Here is a 19,483-nt window from a genome sequence, read left to right on the forward strand (position 1 = left end):
CAGTGGGCCCCGCCCGGCATCGTCCGGGCGGGGCCCCGCTCAACGACGTGAGGAGGCACCGTGACCCGGATCCGGACGGTGACCACCGCCATGATCGCCGCTCTGCTCCTGGCGGTCCTCGCCGCGAACCCGGCGGCGGCGCACAACAACAAGCTCAAGCTGACGGTGGCCGGTGACGGTGCCGACGGGGTGACCATCCAGGCCACCTACGCCGACGGTCACTACCTGGACAAGGCGGTCCGGTTGGTGCTCACCGCCACCGGCTCGGAGGGCCGCACGGTCGGCCCGGTGCAGTTGGAACCGGCCGCCGAGGGACAGGGCTTCTACACCACCGGCCCGATTCTCTCCCCCGGCGAGTGGAAGGTGCGGGTGAAGCCGGCCGCGCCCTACTCCGGCACGGCATCGGCGAAGGTGCAGGCACGGGTGGCGCAGCCGCCGCCGGTGGTGCCCGTCGCCGAGAACCGGGACGCCGAACCGGCGCGGGCCGACCGTGGCGGCGACGGCACGGCACCCGGCTGGTGGTGGGCGGTCGGGCTCGGTGTCGCCACGCTCATCGTGGTGGCGTTGACCGCACCGCTGCTCGGCCGGCGTCGCCGCCGCCCGTAACCAGCGTCGACGGATACGGCCCGGCACGCATCACGCGTGCCGGGCCGTTCCGCGTCCCGTGTCGTTTCGCTGGCCGCTAGCGGCGGTCGAGCACCTCGCGCAGCGCCTTGAGGTCGGCGTCGGTGGGCTGCCAGGACCCGGCCGCCGCGTTGGCGCGTACCTGCTCGGGCGTGGTCGCTCCGGCGATGACCGAGGCCACCGACGGTTGGGCGGCCAGCCCGCCGATTGCCACGTGCAACATGGGTACGCCACGCTCGGCGGCGTACGCCTCGATGGCCTCGATGGTGTCCCAGTCGGCGGCGGCGAGCCGCTGGGCGTACCGGCCGCCACCGGCCAGCCGGCTACCGGCCGGCGGCGCCTCGCCACGCTTGTACTTGCCGGTGAGCAGCCCGTTGGCCAGCGGGAAGAACGGCAGCATGCCGAGCCCGAAGCGTTCACAGGCGGGCAGCACCTCGATCTCGGCGTCCCGGTTGAGCAGGCTGTAGTTGTTCTGCGCGCTGACGAAGCGAGTCAGCCCGCGAGTCTTGGCCGTCCAGTCGGCGTCGGCGATCTGCCAGCCGGCGAAGTTGGAGTTGCCCAGGTAGCGCACCTTGCCGTCGCGGACCAGGTCGTCCAGGGCGGCGAGGGTCTCGTCGATCGGGGTGCCCGGATCCGGCTCGTGGAACTGGTACAGGTCGATGTGGCCGGTGTCCAGTCGGCGCAACGACGCCTCCACCGCCCGCATCACGTACCGCCGTGAGCCGCGTACGCCGAAGTCCCGCCCGTTGGCGCCACTCATCGACATGCCGAACTTGGACGCCAGCACCACGTCGTCGCGGCGGCCCTTGAGGGCGGCACCGAGTTGCGTCTCCGACGCGCCGTGCGGCTCGCCGTAGATGTCGGCGGTGTCGAAGAAGTTGATCCCGACGTCGAGAGCCGCGTCGACCACCGCGCGGGTGCCGTCGAGGTCGAGTTTGCGGCCGAAGTTGTTGCAGCCGATCCCCACAGCGGACACCACGAGCCCGGAGTCGCCCAACCGGCGATAGGTCATCTCACTCACGAGATCACCATATGCCGCAGGCTCAGCGGCCGGGCGGCCTCACCGGACGGTGACCCGGGGCGGCCACCGTCAACCGACGTCCCACACCGGTTCGTCGGTCTCGACCACCTCGCCGTCGCCGCGGAACAGCAGGAACCGGTCGAAGGTGCGGGTGAACCAGCGGTCGTGGGTGACCGCGAGCACCGTGCCGGCGAAGGCGGCCAGGCCGGCCTCCAGCGCCTCGGCGGAGGCCAGGTCGAGGTTGTCGGTGGGCTCGTCGAGCAGCAGCAGGGTCGCCCCGGACAGCTCCAGCAGCAACACCAGGAAACGGGCCTGCTGCCCACCGGAGAGGGTGCCGAAGCGCTGGTCGCCCTGACCGGCGAGTTCGTACCGGCTCAGCGCCGCCATCGCCGCGTGCCGGTCCATGCCGTCCCGGTGCTCGTCACCGCGCCAGAGGATCTCGACAAGGGTCTTCGCCGTCAGCTCGGGACGGTCATGGGTCTGCGAGAAGTGCCCGGGACGCACCCGGGCGCCGAGCCGCGCGACACCGCCGTGCGCCACCGGTGCGAGCACCGCCGCGCCGTCGACCGGCGGGTTGGCCGGATCGGGGTCCGTGCCACCGCGCGCCAGCAGCCGCAGGAAGTGCGACTTGCCGGTGCCGTTGGCACCGAGCACCGCGACCCGGTCGCCGTACCAGACCTCCAGGTCGAACGGGTAGGTCAGGCCGTCGAGCTCCAACTGCTCGCAGACCAACGCGCGTTTGCCGGTCCGTCCGCCGGTCAGGCGCATCCGGATGTCCTGGTCCTTCGGCGGTACGGGCGGCGGCCCGGCCTCCTCGAACTTGCGCAACCGGGTCTGTGCGGCCTGGTAGCGCGAGGCCAACCCGTCGTTGTACGCGGCCTTCTGCTTGTACATCAGCATCAGCTCACGCAGCTTCTGGTGCTCCTCGTCCCAGCGGCGGCGCTGCTCGTCGAGGCGGGCGTGCCGGGCCATCCGAGCCTCGTGCCAGCTCGCGAAGCCACCCGGATGCACCCAGGCGCTGCCGCCCTCCACGGCAACCACCCGGTCGGCGGTGTGCGCCAGCAACTCCCGGTCGTGCGAGACGTAGAGCACCGACTTGCCGGATTCGCGCAGCCGCGCCTCCAGCCACCGTTTGCCGGGCACGTCGAGGAAGTTGTCCGGCTCGTCGAGCAGCAGCACCTCGTCGGTGCCGCGCAGCAGCAACTCCAACGCGAAGCGCTTCTGCTGACCGCCGGAGAGGGTGCGTACCGGTCGCTGCCGGGCGGTGTCCCAGGGCAGGCCCAGGACGATGGTGGCGACGGTGTCGAAGAGGACCTCCGCGTCGTACCCGCCGGTCTCGCCCCAGGCGGCCAGCGCGTCCGCGTACGCCAGTTGGGCCTTGCCGGCGGCGTTGCTGTACTTGCCGCGCAGCTCGGCCGCGCGCATGGCCGCCTCGGTCTCGGCGAGTCGGCGACCGGCCTCGCGCAGCGGTGGCGGGGCGAGCGACAACGCCAGGTCGGCAAGCGTCGACTCGTCCCCGATCATGCCGATGAACTGGCGCATCACGCCCAACCCACCGGTACGCGCGATGGTGCCGGCACGCACCGGCAGGTCACCGGCGACCATCCGCAGCAACGTCGTCTTGCCGGCGCCGTTCGGCCCGACCAGTGCCACCTTGGCACCCTCACCGACCCGGAACGACACGTCGGCGAAGAGTTCCCGCCCGTCCGGCAGGACGTACCCGACCGCTGCCACGTCCACATATCCCACGCGGGCATCCTCCCGGAGCCCGACGGAGGAGCCAACCGATTACCGGCGTCGGCGGCTCACCGCGTGACGCGAAGCACCCGGAAGCCCTTCTGGCTGGCGTGCCGTTCCACCTGCCAGCCCTGCTCGACCAGCCAGCGGTGCAGCGAGTCACCGCCGAGGTGGCGACCGACCACCAGCCAGGCCACCCCGTCCGGGGTCAACCGCGGCAGCCAGCGCAACAGCAGCGCGTGCAGCTCGTCCTTGCCCGGTCGGATGGGCGGGTTGGACCAGATCTGGGTGAAGGCCAGGTCGGCGGGTACGTCCTCGGGTGCGGCCACCCGCAGGCGGTCGGCGAGACCCAGGCGGTCCGCGTTGGCGGCGGTGAGTTCCCGGGCCCGCTCGTTGACGTCCACCCCCCACACCGTCGCCGTCGGTGCGACGGTCGCGAGCACGCAGCTGATCGGACCGAAGCCGCAGCCGAGGTCGAGCAGGGCGCCCTCGGTCGTGGCGGGCGGCAGGTCGGCCTTGCGCAGCAGCACGCCGGTACCCGGATCGAGGCGGGTCGCCGAGAACACCCCGGACGCCGAGGCCAGGGTGAACTCGCGGCCGGCGACGGCGAACTGCACCTCGCGCGGGTGGGCGGATGCGCTCGGTGCGGTGGTGAAGTAATGGTCCCCGGTCACGCCGGTCATTCTCGCACCGGCCTCGACCCGCCCGACGGGACGGAGTAGCCCGGCGGCGACACGACCCGCCGCTCGTTTTCCCAGAAAAACCTACTAAAGGGATAAAAGTCCCTACTCTGGACGACATGGTATATCGGTACGACTCCGATGAGGACGCCTTCGTCCCGTACCGGGACGACGACTCCGAGGGGCAGCCACCGCCCGCAGCCGGTGCGGTGCCGTCCGGCCCGTCGCCGTCGCGCTTCCCCGCGCCGTCGTTGCCCCGGCCCAACCAGCTGGTGCTGCCCTCGTCGGGGACGTCGACAGCAGCCTCCCCGCCGGTGCAGGACGCGGTGCCGCACTACGAGGCCGCTCCGAACTACGAGGCCGCTCCGACGGCCCAGTACGACCTGCCCGCCGCCGTACCCGCACCGCAGGAGGCCGCGACCGTGCCGCCGCCACGTCGCGGCGGTGGCCGCACCTGGCAGGTGCTGATCGGTGGCGCCGCCGCGTTGGTGCTGCTCGCCCTCTGTGGTCTGGCCGGTGCCGCGCTGCTCGACGGCCGGCAGCTGATCGGCCAGCAGGCCGCCCCGAACACCACACCGGACAACACCCCGGGCACGGATCCGACCCAGGCGAGCGACCTCGACTCCCGCGACACCGACCAGGCACCGCTGACCGCCCGGGAAGTCTTCCCCAGCAGCACCCTGGCGATCGGCGACAGCCAGAACGGGTACGAGGTGCTGCGCACCCAGTCGAGCGCGAGCTGCCCGGTGGCGGCCACCGGCGAGGTCGCGGATCTGCTCGTGCGGCTCGGCTGCAACCAGGTCGTCCGGGCCACCCTGCGCGCCCCCGACCAGGAACACCTGGTCACCACCGGCCTGTTCAACCTGACCGACAGGTCCAGCGCCGAACGGGCCCGCGACCGGATCCGCCAGGTGCTCGACGAGCGGGAGGGCCGCTTCCGCGGCATGCCGGCCGGCGACGGCACCGACGCCATCGCCACCGCCCCCGCCCGCGTCGGCTGGCAGGTACGCGGCCACTACGTCGCGTACGCGGTGGTCTCCCGCGCGGACGGCGCAACCATCCGCTCCGGTGACACGGCCGTCCGCGAGATCCTCTTCGACATGCTCGAACTGCACCTCAACCGGGACGTGCTGGAACGGCGGGCCAACGGCGGTGTCGCCAACCAGCCCTCGCCCGAGCCCACCGACGGCGCCGGACGTCAGGACGGGTCCGACGAGGACTGAGCCTCAGGCGTCGGCCGGCACCCGCAACCGTCGGGTCGCCTCGGCACGGCGCGCGTACTCGGCCGGATCGTCCGGGTAGCCCACCGCCACCAGGGACAACCCGTGCGCGGGCGCGACGGTCACCTCGCTGGACCGTTCCCGCCGCGTCAGCAGGCCGGCCGGCCACTCCACGGGTCGGCGGCCGTCCCCGGCGACCAGCATCGCGCCGACCAGGCTGCGCACCATCGCCTGGCAGAACGCGTCGGCCTGCACGGTGGCGACCAGGATCCCGTCCGGGTCACGCCGCCAGTCCAGCCGGGTCACCTCCCGCAACGTGGTGGCGTTCTCCTTGCGTCGGCAGTACGCGGCGAAGTCGTGCTCCCCCACCAGCCCGGCGGAGGCGGCGGCGAGCCGATCGGTGTCGAGCGGGCGCGGCCAGGCCAGCACCTCGTGTCGACGCAGCGGCTCGGCACCCCACGGGGCGTCGGTGACCCGGTACTCGTACCGCCGGAAGGTGGCGGAGAAGCGGGCGTCGAAGCTGGCCGGCACCTCGGTCATCGCCCGGACCCGCACATCGCCCGGCAGCAGCCGGGCCAGCCGGCGCAGCAGCCGGCCCTCGTGCTCGCGCCAGACCTCCACGGGCAGATCGAGGTGACAGACCTGCCCGGAGGCGTGCACACCGGCATCGGTACGACCAGCCACCGTCAACCCGGTCGCGGTCCCGGCGCCGAGCACCAGATCCAGCGTCTCCACCAGGACCCCGGCGACCGTACGCCGATCCGGCTGGGCGGCCCAGCCGGAGAAGTCCGTGCCGTCGTACGCGACATCCAGCCGTAGCCGGACCCGCTCGTCCACGTCGTACCTCCCTCAAGACGACTCGGGCCCGGCACCCCGTGGGGATGCCGGGCCCGACGACGGCCTGGATCAGGCCTTGCCTTCTTCGGTGGCCAGGTCGCTGTCCTCGCGGGCGGCGGCGGTGTCACCGGACGCCGACACCGGAGCCTCGGAGTCCTGGTCGGCCGAACGCGCGGCCGGGGCCTCCTCGGCCGGGGCGAGCGCCTCGACCTTGTCCTGCTGGGCGGCCTTGCGGGCGGCGGTCTTGCGGTTCGCCGTCGGCTCGGTGACCTGCAGCTCCTCGACCAGCTCGATGATCGCCATCGGAGCGGCGTCACCCTTGCGCGGACCGGTCTTCACGATCCGGGTGTAGCCACCGTTGCGGTTGGCGTACCGCGGCGCGATCTGGTCGAACAGGGAGTAGACCACGTCCTTGTCCTTGACGACGCCCAGTACCCGCCGACGCGAGGCGAGGTCGCCGCGCTTGGCCTTGGTGATGAGCTGCTCGGCCAGCGGACGCAGCCGCCGGGCCTTCGTCTCGGTGGTCTGGATCTTGCCGTGCTGGAACAGCGCGGTGGCCAGGTTGGCCAGCATCAGCCGCTCGTGCGCGGGGCTGCCGCCGAGGCGGGGGCCCTTGGTGGGCGTGGGCATGCTTGGTGCTCCTCAGGTGTGGCGGCAGCGCGGACTAGAGCTGCTCGGTCTCGCGGTAGTCGTCGGTGTCGTAGTCGGCCTCGCCGAAGGCGTCCACGACGTGCGCCGGGTCGAAGTTCGGAGCCGAGTCCTTCAGCCCCAGACCCATCCCGGCGAGCTTCATCTTGACCTCGTCGATCGACTTCTGGCCGAAGTTACGGATGTCGAGAAGGTCGGCCTCGGTACGCCCGATGAGCTCACCAACGGAGTTGATGCCCTCGCGCTTGAGGCAGTTGTAGGAGCGGACGGTGAGGTCCAGCTCCTCGATCGGCAGGGCCAGGTCCGCCGCCAGCTGCGCGTCCTGCGGCGACGGGCCGATGTCGATGCCCTCCGCCGTCTCGTCCAGCTCCCGGGCCAGCCCGAACAGCTCCACCAGCGTCGAACCGGCCGAGGCCAGCGCGGTACGCGGGCCCATCGACGGCTTGGTCTCGACGTCGATGATCAGCCGGTCGAAGTCGGTCCGCTGCTCGACACGGGTCGCCTCGACGCGGTACGTCACCTTGAGCACCGGCGAGTAGATCGAGTCGACCGGGATCCGGCCGATCTCCGCGCCCGCCTGCTTGTTCTGCGCCGCCGTGACGTAGCCACGACCCCGCTCGACGGTCAGCTCCATGTCGAGCCGGCCCTTGCCGTTGAGGGTGGCGAGCTTCAGGTCCGGGTTGTGCACCGAGACACCGGCCGGGGGCTGGATGTCACCGGCGGTCACGTCGCCCGGGCCCTGCTTGCGCAGGTACATGCTGACCGGCTCGTCGTGCTCGGAGCTGACGCAGAGCTCCTTGATGTTCATGACGAGCTCGACCACGTCCTCCTTGACGCCGGGGATCGTGGTGAACTCGTGCAGCACACCGTCGATCTTGATCGAGGTGACCGCCGCACCCGGGATGGACGACAGCAGCGTACGCCGCAGCGAGTTGCCCAGGGTGTAGCCGAAGCCCGGCTCCAGCGGCTCGATGGTGAACCGGGACCGGGTCTCGTTGATCGACTCCTCGGAGAGGGTCGGTCGCTGGCTGATGAGCATGTCTTCTCTTCTCTTCCGGGGCGCCCGCCATATGACGCCCACGACACAAACTGTTCCGGTGGCCCGCCCGTCGCCGGGCGGACCACCGCAACGAGCCCTTACTTGGAGTAGAGCTCGACGATCAGCTGCTCCTGGACCTGGGTGTCAATCACCTGGCGGGCCGGGAGCGAGTGCACGAGAACCTTCATCTGGCTCGGGATGGCCTCCAGCCACGCCGGCACGGTCTTCGAACCGGCCTCGGCCTGAGCCACGATGAACGGGGTGAGCTCCTTGCTCTTCGCCCGAACCTCGATGATGTCGTGTGCACTGACGCGGTACGACGGGATGTCGACCTTCTTGCCGTTCACCGTGAAGTGACCGTGCTTGACCAGCTGACGGGCCATGTCCCGGGACTTGGCGTAGCCAGCCCGGTAGACCACGTTGTCCAGCCGCGACTCGAGGATCTGCAGGAGGACCTCACCGGTCTTGGCCTGCTTGGCCACGGCCTCCTCGTAGTAACCGCGGAACTGCTTCTCCAGCACGCCGTAGACCCGGCGAGCCTTCTGCTTCTCACGGAGCTGGAGCAGGTACTCCGTCTCCTTGGTGCGGCCGCGGCCGTGCTGCCCGGGCGGGAACGGCCGGGACTCGAACGGGCACTTCGGACCATCGCACTTGCTGCCCTTGAGGAACAGCTTCATCTTCTCCCGCCGGCAACGGCGGCAGTCAGCACCGGTGTAACGAGCCATCTCTCTCTAACCTCTCAGACCCGACGACGCTTCGGCGGACGGCATCCGTTGTGCGGCTGCGGGGTGACGTCGGAGATCTGCCCGACCTCCAGGCCCACCGCCTGCAGCGAACGGATGGCGGTCTCCCGGCCGGAGCCGGGGCCCTTGACGAACACGTCGACCTTGCGCATGCCGTGCTCCATGGCCCGACGCGCAGCGGCCTCGGCGGCCAGCTGGGCGGCGAACGGGGTCGACTTGCGCGAACCCTTGAAGCCGACCTGGCCCGCGGAGGCCCAGGAGATGACGGCACCGGTCGGGTCCGTGATGGACACGATGGTGTTGTTGAAGGTGCTCTTGATATGCGCCTGCCCGTGGGCGACGTTCTTGCGTTCCTTGCGCCGGACCTTCTTTACAGCGGCCCCGGCACGAGCCTTCGGTGGCATAAGTCTGTGCGCTCCTAGTTGACTTCCCGGCACGGGTTGCGGCCTGGCCTACCTGGGCAGACCCGGACCCGCACTCCGGTGAAAGAGAATTACTTCTTGCCGGGCTTCTTCTTGCCGGCGACCGTCCGCTTCGGGCCCTTGCGGGTGCGGGCGTTGGTACGGGTCCGCTGGCCACGGACGGGCAGACCCCGGCGGTGCCGGATGCCCTCGTAGCAGCCGATCTCGACCTTGCGGCGGATGTCAGCGGCGACCTCGCGGCGCAGGTCGCCTTCAACCTTGTAGTTGGCCTCGATGTGGTCACGGAGCTGGACCAGCTCCTCGTCCGTGAGGTCCCGGGCGCGCTTGTCCGGCGAGATGCCGGTGGCAGCGAGCGTCTCCAGAGCGCGGGTGCGACCCACGCCGAAGATGTAGGTGAGCGCGATCTCCAGCCGCTTCTCGCGGGGGAGGTCGACGCCGACTAGACGTGCCATCTGTGGGCGTACTCCTTGTGTTGTCTCGCGGAGGTGTGGACCCGTCCCACCCCGCTACCGACCGACCTGTCCCTCCGGCGCGTGATGCGCCGGCGACGCGGTTCGGTCGCTGCCCAAGCGGGCCCCGGCCTCCGACCGGGGGTCAACCACGAGAAAGTACGCGCTGCGCACCGCTCGCGGCTGGGACGAGCATGTGTGATGTGCTGGCTGGATCTGCGGCCCGGATCACGCCCTCGGCCGACCGGTGGTCACCGGTCGGCCGTGACGATCAGCCCTGGCGCTGCTTGTGGCGCGGGTCGGTGCAGATGACCATGACCCGGCCGTGCCGGCGGATAACCCGGCACTTGTTGCAGATCCTCTTGACGCTCGGCTTGACCTTCACGGTTGCCTTACTTCCCATCTGGCCCGGCACCACGAGGCGCGACACCGGACGTCGAAGACGGACACGGGACGTTTCCGGCCGTCGTCAGGACTACTTGTAGCGGTAGACGATGCGCCCGCGGGTCAGGTCGTACGGCGAGAGTTCCACGACGACCCGATCCTCCGGCAGGATACGGATGTAGTGCTGCCGCATCTTGCCGCTGATGTGAGCCAGCACCTTGTGGCCGTTGGCGAGCTCCACCCTGAACATGGCGTTCGGCAGGGGCTCGATGACCCGACCTTCGATCTCGATGGCTCCGTCTTTTTTCGGCATGTCCTCCGCTGTCCTGACGTCGGTTACTCCGGACCGGCTCACAACGCCTTACACGGGTGCTGATCATGATCAGTTGACCCGCGCCAGCCGCGGCTCCGCGTCCCACCGAAGCGCTTGGTGGGCATGGCGGAGTGGACGCTGTGCGCCGATCAGAAAGTGTACGCCCGCATGCACGCCGTCGCCAAACCGACCGGCCAATACGCCCGGACCGGCACGACAAACGTGCCTTTCAGGCATTCCCCTCCGGCTGCTGCGGCACGCGGCCCGGTTCGGTCGCCTGGTGACCCAGGTCATGCTGCGACCCTTGCGCATCGGCCAGGGCCTCGGTTCCGCCCGCCGATCGCCGGCCGTGGTGCGGCAGATGACGGGCGGCCTTGCGGTCCCGCTTGACGGCCCTCTTCTCGGCCCGCCGCCGCCGGCGGCGCTCCCGCTCTGCCGCCCACCGCCGGGGCTCGCCACCGACCAGCCCGGTGACGGTCTGGACCAGCAGGATCGCACCCCACGGCGCGGCCACCCAGGCGGGCCAGAAGTAAAGCAGGTCGCGGGAGGCGAAGGAGGTCACCGCCCAGATCGCCACCACGATCCCGACAGTCTTCAGCCACGGCTCCCAGACCTCGACCAGCCAGCGCACGGTCACCGTCCGGTCGACGGCGCCGTCGGACGCCGATACCGCACCGTCGGCCGCCCGCTGCGCAGGCACCGCACCCGGCGTCGGTGCCACCGCACCCGCCGCCGGCAGATCACGCACCAGGTCGTCCAGGTCGGCGTAGGTACGAGCGGCGTACGCCCGCTGGAGTCGCTCGTCGTACTCGTGCAGGTTCAGCCGGCCCTCGTCGAGCGCGACCCGCAGCCGATCGGCGATGGCCTGACGGTCGGCGTCCGCTGCCCGCATCCCGTCACGCCCATCCATGCGGGCAAGCATGCCACCGGCCCGCCAGTCCGCCCACCCGGCACTCGATCGAAGGTGGGTCGGGGTCCTTGGCTCGGGCGCGACTCAGGCGGACGGCGCGTTGCTCGGCTGGCGGGCGGTGACCAGGTCACCGAGGCGGCCCCGGCCACCATCGGGGGCGGTCAGCACCCACACCCCGTCGGGCAGCAGCGCCATGGTGTGCTCGACGTGCGCAGCCCGCGAGCCGTCCCGGGTGACTACCGTCCACCCGTCGGCCAACTCGACGGTACGCGGGGAACCCATGGTGATCATCGGCTCGATGGCAAGCGCCATGCCCGGCACCAGTCGGGGCCCCTTGCCCGGCCGGCCGTGGTTGAGCACGTGCGGGTCCTGGTGCATCTCGGTGCCGATGCCGTGACCGCCGTAACCGTCGACGATGCCGTACCGGCCGCCCTTGCGTACCGCGTTCTCCACCGCGTGCGAGATGTCGGTCAGCCGGCCCTTGCCGCTGGCGGCGCCCCGGGCGGCGGCGGCGATTCCGGCCCACATGGCGTCCTCGGCGACCGTCGCCATCCGCAGCAGCGCCGGATCGACCTCGCCCACGCCGACGGTGATCGCCGCGTCGCCATGCCAGCCGTCGAGCACCGCACCGCAGTCGATCGAGATCAGATCCCCCTCGGCCAACGCCTGCTCCGGCGACGGGATGGCGTGCACGATCTGCTCGTTCACCGACGAGCAGATCGACGCCGGGAACCCGTGGTAGCCCTTGAAGGACGGGACGGCACCCGCCTCACGGATCGTCGACTCGGCGATCGCGTCCAGATCGGCCGTGGTCACCCCGGGCGCGACCGCTTCCCGCATCCTGCGAAGCGCCTCCGCGACCACCAGGCCGGCGGCTCGCATCTTGTCGATCTGCTCGGGGGTTTTCAGCTGGATGTCCAGCTGGGGACGACGCATGGAGGCGATACCTTTCGTTGCCACGAACAGCGGGGCACGCCGAGCGTACCCCGCTGTTCGCACTCTATCCGGGTGGCGGTCAGCCGACGGCGGTCAGCTCCCGTAGGAGCGCAGGGCGTCGATCGCGCGGACCGTGACGTCCTCCACCGGGCCCGTGGCGTCTATGCCGACCAGCTTGCCCTGAGCGCCGTAGTAGTCCACCAACGGCGCGGTCTTGTCCGCGTACTCCCGCAGCCGCGCCGCGATGGTCTCCGGCTTGTCGTCGTCCCGCTGGAACAACTCGGCGCCGCACCTGTCGCAGATGCCTTCCCGGCTGGTCGCGTCGAACTCGACGTGCCAGATCTTGCCGCAACCCCGGCAGGTGCGCCGGCCGGACAGCCGCCGGATCACCTCGTCGTCATCGACCACCAGCTCCAGCACGATGTCCAGAGCGGTGCCCAGGTCGGCCAGGAGCTTGTCCAGGGCCGCGGCCTGCGGGGTGGTCCGAGGGAAGCCGTCGAGCAGGAAGCCCTCGGCGGTGTCCGGCTCGGCGAGCCGGTCCCGGACCATGTTGATGGTGACCTCGTCCGGGACCAGCTTGCCGGCGTCCATGTACCGCTTGGCCTCGACGCCCAACGGCGTGCCCTGCGAAACGTTGGCCCGGAAGATGTCCCCGGTCGAGATCTTCGGAACGGACAGGTGCGCGGCGATGAACTCTGCCTGTGTGCCCTTGCCCGCGCCCGGCGGGCCAACCAGAACCAGTCTCATCTACCGCAGGAACCCTTCGTAGTTCCGCTGCATCAGTTGGCTCTCGATCTGCTTGCTGGTCTCGAGAGCAACACCAACCATGATCAGCACAGCGGTACCACCGAACGGGAAGTTGAGGTACTGCTGCCGGTCCAGCCAGATGAAGAAGAAGTTCGGCAGGATCGAGATGATCGCGAGGTACAGCGCCCCCGGCAGGGTGATGCGGCTGAGGATGAAGTCCAGGTAGTCGGCGGTGGGCTTGCCGGGGCGGATGCCCGGCACGAAACCGCCGTACTTCTTCATGTTGTCCGCGACCTCGGTCGGGTTGAACGTGATCGAGACGTAGAAGTAGGTGAAGAAGATGATCAGCAGGAAGTAGACCGAGATGTAGATCGGGCTGGTCGGGTCGACCAGGTTGTTCTGGATCCACGCCTGGGTCTTGCCCGGGTCGTTCTGGTCGAAGAACTGGAGCGCCAGCTGCGGCAGGTAGAGCAGCGACGAACCGAAGATGACCGGGATGACACCCGCCTGGTTGACCTTCAGCGGGATGTAGGTCGAGGTGCCGCCGTACATCCGCCGGCCGATCATGCGCTTGGCGTACTGCACCGGGATGCGGCGCTGGGCCTGCTCGATGAAGGTGACCGCGGTGATGACCACCAGCACCAGAGCGATGACGAGGAAGAACTTGAACCAGCCCTGGCTCTCCTTGATCCGCCAGCCCTCACTGGGAAGCCGGGCGGCGATCGAGGTGAAGATCAGGACGGACATGCCGTTGCCGACGCCGCGGTCGGTGATCAGCTCACCGAGCCACATGACCACGCCGGTACCCGCGGTCATCGTCATCACCAGGATGGACAGCGTCAGCCAGTCCGGGATGCCGGTGCCCTGCGGGATGATCGGGAACTCGTCGCACTGGTTGTTGAACAGCTGGCCGGAGCGGGCCAGCGCCACGAACGCCGAGGCCTGGAGGACACCGAGGCCGAGGGTCAGGTAGCGGGTGTACTGGGTGATCTTCGCCTGGCCGGCCTGGCCCTCCTTGCGGAGCTGCTCGAGCCGGGGGATCACCACCGTCAGCAGCTGCAGGATGATCGACGCGGTGATGTAGGGCATGATGCCCAGCGCGAAGACCGACAGCTGGAGCAGTGCGCCGCCCGAGAAGAGGTCGAGCAGGTTCAGCACACCGGTGGAGCCCTCGATCGTGTCGAGGCACTTCTGCACGTTGCCGTACGAGACACCTGGGCTGGGCAGAGTGGCGCCGAGCCGGTAGATCGCGATGATGCCTACTGTGAACAGCAGCTTCTTGCGCAGGTCAGGCGTACGGAACGCACTGAGAAAGGCGGACAGCAACTTCTTCCTCCTGCGCGAGGCGGGCCGCCGGGCATCCCAGGCGGATCGGGGTGGTGGTGGTGTCGGGCAGGGTGCCCGATTCTCCATGCTGGGAAGGGACTCTAACAGCCCGATCCCGGTCCGGGCAGATGTGCCCGGCTACATAAACCGAATCCGATGTTACCGGGCGCACACGCCCGAGTTGAGAGCATGGCGCCCGCCAGCTGTGATCAACTGGCGGGCGCCAAGCGTTTGTGCAGCTTACAGCTCTGTTACCGAGCCACCGGCGGCGGCGATCTTCTCCTTGGCCGACGCACTGAAGGCGTGCGCCGAGATCTGGAGCGAGACACCGCCCAGGTCCCCGGAACCGAGAACCTTGATCGGCTGGCCCTTGCGGACCGCGCCGGCCTCGACCAGCTCGGCCGGGCCGACCTGACCGCCGTTGGGGAACAGCTCAGCCAGGCGGTCCAGGTTGACCACCTGGAAGACCACCTTGAACTTGTTCTTGAAGCCCTTCAGCTTCGGCAGTCGCATGTGGATGGGCATCTGCCCACCCTCGAACGCCGCCGAGATGTTCTTACGGGCCTTGGAACCCTTGGTACCGCGACCGGCGGTCTTGCCCTTGGAGCCCTCACCACGACCCACGCGGGTCTTGGCGGTCTTGGCCCCCGGCGCCGGGCGCAGGTGGTGGACCTTGATCGTCATTACTCGACCTCCTCGACCTTCACGAGGTGGTTCACCGTGAAGATCATCCCGCGAATCTCGGGCCGGTCCTCCTTGACCACCACGTCGTTGATCCGCTTGAGACCGAGCGAACGCAGCGACTCACGCTGGTTGTGCTTGGTCCCGATCACGGACCGGACCTGGGTGACCTTGAGACGTGCCATCAGGAAGCCACCCCCGCCCGGGACGCCAGCATGGCGGCCGGCGCAACATCCTCCACCGGCAGGCCCCGACGCGCGGCCACGGCCTCAGGGGACTCGAGCCCCTTCAGCGCAGCCACGGTGGCGTGCACGATGTTGATCGGGTTCGACGACCCGAGGCTCTTGGAGAGCACGTCGTGGATGCCCGCGCACTCCAGCACGGCACGCACCGGGCCACCGGCGATGACACCCGTACCGGCCGAGGCCGGCTTGAGCAGCACCACACCGGCAGCGGCCTCGCCCTGCACCGGGTGCGGGATCGAGGAGCCGATCCGCGGCACCTTGAAGAAGTGCTTCTTGGCCTCCTCGACACCCTTGGCGATCGCCGCGGGCACCTCCTTGGCCTTTCCGTAGCCCACGCCCACGGTGCCGTCGCTGTCGCCCACGATCACCAGGGCGGTGAAGCTGAAGCGACGACCACCCTTCACGACCTTGGCGACACGGTTGATCGCGACGACCCGCTCAAGGTGCGGGGTCTTCTCGGCGGGCGCGTTTCCGCGGCCGCCCTCACGGCGGTTGTCGCGGCGACCACCCTCGTTGCCACCGGACCCGCCGCCACGGCGCTGTTGACCTGGCATCAGCAGCCTTCCTTTTCTCTCGTGACGGGGATTGTCAGAACTCGAGCCCGGCTTCGCGGGCGGCGTCGGCAAGCGCGGCTACCCGCCCCGCGTACCGGTTGCCACCGCGGTCGAAGACGACCTTGGAGATGCCAGCGGCCTTGGCCCGCTCGGCGAGCAGGGTGCCGACCTTGCCGGCCAGGGCGCTCTTGTCGCCCTCCGTGCCGCGCACCGAGGCGTCCAGGGTCGAGGCCGACGCCAGGGTGTGACCCTTGGTGTCGTCCACGATCTGGGCGACGATGTGCCGCAGCGAACGGGTGACGACCAGGCGCGGACGCTCGGGCGTGCCGTTGACGCTCTTGCGGACCCGGAAGTGCCGACGCGCACGCCCGACGGCACGCTTGGCGGCGACGCCGCGGCGGCGCTTGAGCAGCGTGGCGCTCACTTCTTACCTGCCTTTCCGGCCTTACGTCGGATGACCTCGCCCTGGTACTTGACACCCTTGCCCTTGTAGGGCTCCGGCGGGCGAATCTTCCGGATGTTGGCGGCGACCTCACCGACCTGCTGCTTGTCGATGCCGGCCACGTGGAACAGCGTCGGCTTCTCCACCGTGAAGGTGATGCCGTCCGGCGCGGGGACCGTGACCGGGTGCGAGAACCCGAGCGCGAACTCGAGGTCCTTGCCCTTGGCGGTGACCCGGTAACCGGTGCCGGAGATCTCCAGGCTCTTGCGGTAGCCCTCGGTGACTCCGACGATCATGTTGGCGACCAGGGTGCGGCTCAGGCCGTGCAGTTCCTTGGCCTTGCGCTCGTCGTTCGGGCGGTTGACGCTCAGCTGCCCGTCCTCGGCCCGCTCGATGGAGATCGGCTCGGCCAGAGTGTGCGACAGCTCGCCCTTGGGGCCCTTGACCTTGACGGTCCGGCCGTCGATCGTCACGTCGACGCCGGATGGTACCGGGATCGACTTACGTCCAATACGCGACATTTCTACCTGTCTCCCGTTACCAGACGAAGGCGAGGACTTCCCCGCCAACGCTCCGCTTGCGGGCCTGCCGGTCGGTGAGCAGCCCCTGGGACGTCGAAATGATCGCCACGCCCAGCCCGCCGAGCACCCGCGGGAGCCCGTCCGACTTGGCGTAAACCCGCAGACCGGGCTTGGAGACGCGCTTGATGCCGGCCAGGCTCCGCTCCCGGTTCTGGCCGTACTTCAGCTCGACGACCAGTCGCTTGCCGACGGCACCCTCTTCGGGCTCCTCGACCGACCAGGTGGCGATGTAACCCTCGGTCTTGAGGACCTCGGCGATGTTCGCCTTGATCTTCGAGTAGGGCATCGTCACCCGGTCGTGATACGCCTGGTTGGCGTTACGCAGACGCGTGAGCATGTCTGCGATCGGGTCGGTCATCGTCATGAAACTCGTCAACCTTTCTCGCCGGGGTTCCCGCGGCTTTGTCAGCGCAGGCCTACGGCGAAGAGACAGTCCAGCTAACGCGCGGGGCGCGCCGGGCTATTACCAGGAAGCCTTGGACACGCCGGGCAGCTCACCGCGGTGGGCCATCTCCCGGATGCACACCCGGCAGAGCCCGAACTTGCGGTAGACCGCCTTGGGACGCCCGCACCGCTGGCAGCGGGTGTACGCGCGAACCGAGAACTTCGGCTTCGCGGCCGCCTTGATGATCAGCGCCTTCTTGGCCATCTCAGTTCTCCTTGAACGGGAAGCCCAGGAGCTTGAGCAGCGCCCGGCCCTCGTCGTCGGTCGTGGCGGTCGTGACCACCGTGATGTCCATGCCCCGCTGGCGATCGATCTTGTCCTGGTCGATCTCGTGGAACACCGACTGCTCGGTCAGACCGAACGTGTAGTTGCCGTGCCCGTCGAGCTTGCGCCCGTCGAGGCCGCGGAAGTCACGGATACGCGGCAGCGCGATGGACAGCAGCCGGTCCAGGAACTCCCACATCCGGTCGCCGCGCAGGGTGACCTTCGCGCCGATCGGCATTCCCTCCCGCAGCTTGAACTGCGCGATGGACTTCTTCGCCCGCCGGACCAGCGGCTTCTGGCCGGTGATCGTGGCCAGGTCGCGGACCGCGCCGTCGATGAGCTTGGCGTCGCGAGCAGCCTCGCCGACACCCATGTTCACGACGATCTTCACCAGCCGCGGCACCTGCATCGGGTTGCCGTAGTCGTACTGCTCGCGCAGCTTCGCCACGATCTCGTTGCGGTACCGCTCCTTGAGGCGCGGCATGGTCTTGGTTTCGGTAGCCGTGGTCATCACAGGTCCTTACCGGTGCTACGCGCGATGCGGACCTTCTGGCCATTCTCGTCGATGCGGTAACCGACACGGGTCGGCTTACCGTCGGAGTCCAGGACCATCACGTTCGACACGTGGATCGGGGCCTCCTGGGTGACGATGCCACCGGTCTTGGCGCCACGCTGAGTGGTGCTGATGCGGGTGTGCTTCTTGATCCGGTTCACGCCCTCGACCAGGACCTTGTCCTGCCGCGGGTAGGCCGCAATGACCTTGCCCTTGGCACCCTTGTCCTTGCCGGCGATGACGACGACCGTGTCGCCCTTCTTGACCTTCACGGTCACAACACCTCCGGCGCGAGAGAGATGATCTTCATGAACCGCTTGTCCCGCAGCTCACGACCGACCGGGCCGAAAATGCGGGTGCCCCGCGGGTCCCCACCGTCCTTGATGATGACGGCGGCGTTCTCGTCGAAGCGGATGTACGAACCGTCCGGCCGACGCTTCTCCTTGGCCGTACGCACGACGACCGCCTTGACGACGTCGCCCTTCTTCACACCAGCACCGGGGATCGCGTCCTTGACGGTGGCGACGATGACGTCGCCGATGCTCGCGTAGCGCCGACCGGAGCCACCGAGAACTCGGATGCACAGGATCTCCCGGGCACCCGTGTTGTCGGCGACGCGCAGTCGCGACTCCTGCTGAATCACGTCTATCTCCTATGTCTGCCGGTTCTCCGGCCGCCGGAGCGGCCGGAGCCTGGCGGAACCTGCGCCCGACCGATCCGGCCGAGCTCGAGCCTTCGCTACTTGGCCTTCTCGAGGATCTCCACGAGCCGCCACCGCTTGGTGGCGGACAGCGGACGGGTCTCCATGATCAGGACCCGGTCGCCGATGCCCGCGGAGTTCTGCTCGTCGTGGACCTTGAGCTTGCTGGTCCGGCGCATGATCTTGCCGTACAGCGCGTGCTTGACACGGTCCTCGACCTCGACCACGACGGTCTTGTCCATCTTGTCGCTGACCACCAGGCCCTCGCGGACCTTACGGCGTCCCCGCACGAGCTCCGCGCCCGCGGTCGTCGTGTTCTCGCTCATGAAGCCACCTCAGTCGGCGCGGCCGAGAGCCCCAGCTCACGCTCACGCATGATCGTGTAGATCCGGGCGATCTCCCGACGGATGACCTGCAGCCGCCGGTTGTTGTCCAGCTGCCCGGTTGCGGCCTGCACGCGGAGGTTGAACAGCTCCGCCTTGGCCTCACGCAGCTTCGTGACCAGCTCCTCCTCGGAGAGCTCACGCAGCTCGGAGGGCTTGACGCCCGCTGCCATCAGGATTCACCCACTTCGCGCGTCACAATCCGGCACTTCATCGGGAGCTTGTGGATCGCGCGACGCATCGCCTCTCGCGCGATCTGCTCGTTCGGGAAGGACATCTCGAAGAGAACCCGTCCCGGCTTGACGTTGGCGACCCACCACTCCGGCGAGCCCTTACCGGAACCCATCCGGGTTTCGGCCGGCTTCTTGGTGAGGGACTGGTCCGGGAAAATGGTGATCCAGACCTTGCCGCCACGCTTGATGTGACGGGTCATCGCGATACGCGCCGACTCGATCTGCCGGTTGGTCACGTACGCCGGCTCGAGAGCCTGGATCCCGAACTCGCCGAACACCACCCGGTTGCCGCCCTTGGACGCGCCGCTACGGTCCGGGTGGTGCGGCTTGCGGAAGCCCTTCGGGGGCTTGCGCGGCATCAGCATC

At 69.2% G+C, this 19,483-nt stretch carries 29 protein-coding genes and 1 pseudogene; 2 read left to right on the top strand and 28 right to left on the bottom strand.

Annotated elements, in window-relative coordinates; genetic code table 11:
* The first annotated feature begins 60 nt into the window (after positions 1-60).
* Positions 61-606 carry a hypothetical protein gene (locus Vgi01_RS07825; RefSeq protein ID WP_204290576.1) on the top strand — a complete coding sequence of 182 codons (546 nt, stop codon included), beginning with the start codon at positions 61-63 and terminating at the stop codon, positions 604-606.
* A 76-nt stretch (positions 607-682) separates the two neighbouring features.
* On the opposite strand, the gene Vgi01_RS07830 is transcribed toward Vgi01_RS07825, so the two are convergent.
* The 3 genes from Vgi01_RS07830 to Vgi01_RS07840 all read right to left on the bottom strand — a co-directional run bounded on the left by Vgi01_RS07830 (position 683) and on the right by Vgi01_RS07840 (position 4,056).
* A complete protein-coding gene (locus Vgi01_RS07830) occupies positions 683-1,636 on the bottom strand; it encodes an aldo/keto reductase (RefSeq protein ID WP_204290594.1) in 954 nt (317 codons plus the stop codon).
* A gap of 78 nt (positions 1,637-1,714) precedes the next feature.
* A complete protein-coding gene (locus tag Vgi01_RS07835; protein WP_204290577.1) occupies positions 1,715-3,394 on the bottom strand; it encodes an ABC-F family ATP-binding cassette domain-containing protein in 1,680 nt (559 codons plus the stop codon).
* A gap of 56 nt (positions 3,395-3,450) precedes the next feature.
* Positions 3,451-4,056, bottom strand: coding sequence for a class I SAM-dependent methyltransferase (locus Vgi01_RS07840; protein WP_204290578.1), 606 nt, complete (start codon positions 4,054-4,056; stop codon positions 3,451-3,453).
* Between the two features lie 125 nt (positions 4,057-4,181).
* Here Vgi01_RS07840 and Vgi01_RS07845 point away from each other — a divergent pair, with 125 nt between their 5' ends.
* Positions 4,182-5,285: a hypothetical protein gene (locus Vgi01_RS07845; protein WP_204290579.1), complete on the top strand. Its 1,104-nt coding sequence runs from the start codon at positions 4,182-4,184 to the stop codon at positions 5,283-5,285.
* A 3-nt stretch (positions 5,286-5,288) separates the two neighbouring features.
* On the opposite strand, the gene truA is transcribed toward Vgi01_RS07845, so the two are convergent.
* The 25 genes and pseudogenes from truA to rplP form a co-directional block, all read right to left on the bottom strand.
* Entirely contained in the window at positions 5,289-6,119 is an 831-nt protein-coding gene (gene truA / locus Vgi01_RS07850; RefSeq protein ID WP_204290580.1) for a tRNA pseudouridine(38-40) synthase TruA, read from the bottom strand.
* A 69-nt stretch (positions 6,120-6,188) separates the two neighbouring features.
* Positions 6,189-6,749 (bottom strand): 50S ribosomal protein L17, encoded by a 561-nt coding sequence (gene rplQ, locus Vgi01_RS07855; protein ID WP_102658916.1) that lies wholly within the window; start codon positions 6,747-6,749, stop codon positions 6,189-6,191.
* 34 nt (positions 6,750-6,783) lie between these two features.
* Positions 6,784-7,806, bottom strand: coding sequence for a DNA-directed RNA polymerase subunit alpha (locus tag Vgi01_RS07860; protein WP_013735931.1), 1,023 nt, complete (start codon positions 7,804-7,806; stop codon positions 6,784-6,786).
* Positions 7,807-7,904: 98 nt separating this feature from the next.
* Complete coding sequence (rpsD, locus tag Vgi01_RS07865) at positions 7,905-8,531, bottom strand: 30S ribosomal protein S4 (RefSeq protein ID WP_013735932.1); 627 nt, start codon at positions 8,529-8,531, stop codon at positions 7,905-7,907.
* Positions 8,532-8,545: 14 nt separating this feature from the next.
* Positions 8,546-8,953, bottom strand: coding sequence for a 30S ribosomal protein S11 (rpsK, locus tag Vgi01_RS07870; RefSeq protein WP_007073011.1), 408 nt, complete (start codon positions 8,951-8,953; stop codon positions 8,546-8,548).
* A gap of 89 nt (positions 8,954-9,042) precedes the next feature.
* Positions 9,043-9,423, bottom strand: coding sequence for a 30S ribosomal protein S13 (rpsM, locus tag Vgi01_RS07875; protein WP_013735933.1), 381 nt, complete (start codon positions 9,421-9,423; stop codon positions 9,043-9,045).
* 268 nt (positions 9,424-9,691) lie between these two features.
* A complete protein-coding gene (gene rpmJ / locus Vgi01_RS07880) occupies positions 9,692-9,805 on the bottom strand; it encodes a 50S ribosomal protein L36 (protein WP_012184307.1) in 114 nt (37 codons plus the stop codon).
* A gap of 90 nt (positions 9,806-9,895) precedes the next feature.
* On the bottom strand, positions 9,896-10,117 hold the full coding sequence (infA, locus tag Vgi01_RS07885; protein ID WP_007073013.1) for a translation initiation factor IF-1: 222 nt from the start codon (positions 10,115-10,117) through the stop codon (positions 9,896-9,898).
* Between the two features lie 355 nt (positions 10,118-10,472).
* Positions 10,473-11,027: pseudogene (locus tag Vgi01_RS07890) on the bottom strand (DUF1707 SHOCT-like domain-containing protein); the annotation flags it as partial.
* An 84-nt stretch (positions 11,028-11,111) separates the two neighbouring features.
* Positions 11,112-11,963 (bottom strand): type I methionyl aminopeptidase, encoded by an 852-nt coding sequence (gene map / locus Vgi01_RS07895; RefSeq protein WP_204290581.1) that lies wholly within the window; start codon positions 11,961-11,963, stop codon positions 11,112-11,114.
* 93 nt (positions 11,964-12,056) lie between these two features.
* Complete coding sequence (locus tag Vgi01_RS07900) at positions 12,057-12,710, bottom strand: adenylate kinase (protein ID WP_013735936.1); 654 nt, start codon at positions 12,708-12,710, stop codon at positions 12,057-12,059.
* Complete coding sequence (gene secY / locus Vgi01_RS07905; protein ID WP_013735937.1) at positions 12,711-14,036, bottom strand: preprotein translocase subunit SecY; 1,326 nt, start codon at positions 14,034-14,036, stop codon at positions 12,711-12,713.
* 240 nt (positions 14,037-14,276) lie between these two features.
* Positions 14,277-14,720 carry a 50S ribosomal protein L15 gene (rplO, locus tag Vgi01_RS07910; RefSeq protein WP_013735938.1) on the bottom strand — a complete coding sequence of 148 codons (444 nt, stop codon included), beginning with the start codon at positions 14,718-14,720 and terminating at the stop codon, positions 14,277-14,279.
* The gene (gene rpmD, locus Vgi01_RS07915) at positions 14,720-14,902 is read right to left on the bottom strand and encodes a 50S ribosomal protein L30 (RefSeq protein ID WP_102658913.1); all 183 of its coding nucleotides are present in this window, start codon (positions 14,900-14,902) and stop codon (positions 14,720-14,722) included. Before rpmD ends, rplO begins: the two co-directional genes overlap by 1 nt.
* Positions 14,902-15,516: a 30S ribosomal protein S5 gene (rpsE, locus tag Vgi01_RS07920; RefSeq protein WP_204290582.1), complete on the bottom strand. Its 615-nt coding sequence runs from the start codon at positions 15,514-15,516 to the stop codon at positions 14,902-14,904. Before rpsE ends, rpmD begins: the two co-directional genes overlap by 1 nt.
* Before the next feature lie 34 nt (positions 15,517-15,550).
* Positions 15,551-15,940 carry a 50S ribosomal protein L18 gene (gene rplR / locus Vgi01_RS07925; RefSeq protein WP_013735941.1) on the bottom strand — a complete coding sequence of 130 codons (390 nt, stop codon included), beginning with the start codon at positions 15,938-15,940 and terminating at the stop codon, positions 15,551-15,553.
* Positions 15,937-16,479 carry a 50S ribosomal protein L6 gene (gene rplF / locus Vgi01_RS07930; RefSeq protein ID WP_013735942.1) on the bottom strand — a complete coding sequence of 181 codons (543 nt, stop codon included), beginning with the start codon at positions 16,477-16,479 and terminating at the stop codon, positions 15,937-15,939. The genes rplR and rplF overlap by 4 nt, the downstream gene beginning before the upstream one ends.
* A gap of 16 nt (positions 16,480-16,495) precedes the next feature.
* A complete protein-coding gene (gene rpsH / locus Vgi01_RS07935; protein ID WP_007073022.1) occupies positions 16,496-16,903 on the bottom strand; it encodes a 30S ribosomal protein S8 in 408 nt (135 codons plus the stop codon).
* A gap of 99 nt (positions 16,904-17,002) precedes the next feature.
* Positions 17,003-17,188, bottom strand: coding sequence for a type Z 30S ribosomal protein S14 (locus Vgi01_RS07940; RefSeq protein ID WP_007465272.1), 186 nt, complete (start codon positions 17,186-17,188; stop codon positions 17,003-17,005).
* Position 17,189: 1 nt separating this feature from the next.
* Positions 17,190-17,759 carry a 50S ribosomal protein L5 gene (gene rplE, locus Vgi01_RS07945; protein WP_102658912.1) on the bottom strand — a complete coding sequence of 190 codons (570 nt, stop codon included), beginning with the start codon at positions 17,757-17,759 and terminating at the stop codon, positions 17,190-17,192.
* Positions 17,759-18,079, bottom strand: a complete 321-nt coding sequence (gene rplX, locus Vgi01_RS07950; RefSeq protein ID WP_013735944.1) for a 50S ribosomal protein L24 — start codon at positions 18,077-18,079, stop codon at positions 17,759-17,761. Before rplX ends, rplE begins: the two co-directional genes overlap by 1 nt.
* On the bottom strand, positions 18,076-18,444 hold the full coding sequence (gene rplN, locus Vgi01_RS07955) for a 50S ribosomal protein L14 (RefSeq protein ID WP_007073026.1): 369 nt from the start codon (positions 18,442-18,444) through the stop codon (positions 18,076-18,078). Before rplN ends, rplX begins: the two co-directional genes overlap by 4 nt.
* A 95-nt stretch (positions 18,445-18,539) precedes the next feature.
* Positions 18,540-18,827 (bottom strand): 30S ribosomal protein S17, encoded by a 288-nt coding sequence (gene rpsQ, locus Vgi01_RS07960; protein ID WP_013735945.1) that lies wholly within the window; start codon positions 18,825-18,827, stop codon positions 18,540-18,542.
* Positions 18,824-19,057: a 50S ribosomal protein L29 gene (gene rpmC / locus Vgi01_RS07965; protein ID WP_013735946.1), complete on the bottom strand. Its 234-nt coding sequence runs from the start codon at positions 19,055-19,057 to the stop codon at positions 18,824-18,826. Before rpmC ends, rpsQ begins: the two co-directional genes overlap by 4 nt.
* Entirely contained in the window at positions 19,057-19,482 is a 426-nt protein-coding gene (gene rplP / locus Vgi01_RS07970) for a 50S ribosomal protein L16 (protein ID WP_013735947.1), read from the bottom strand. Before rplP ends, rpmC begins: the two co-directional genes overlap by 1 nt.
* Position 19,483: the final 1 nt, after the last annotated feature.

This window comes from Micromonospora gifhornensis, from assembly GCF_016863515.1.
Classification (GTDB): Bacteria; Actinomycetota; Actinomycetes; order Mycobacteriales; family Micromonosporaceae; genus Micromonospora; species Micromonospora gifhornensis.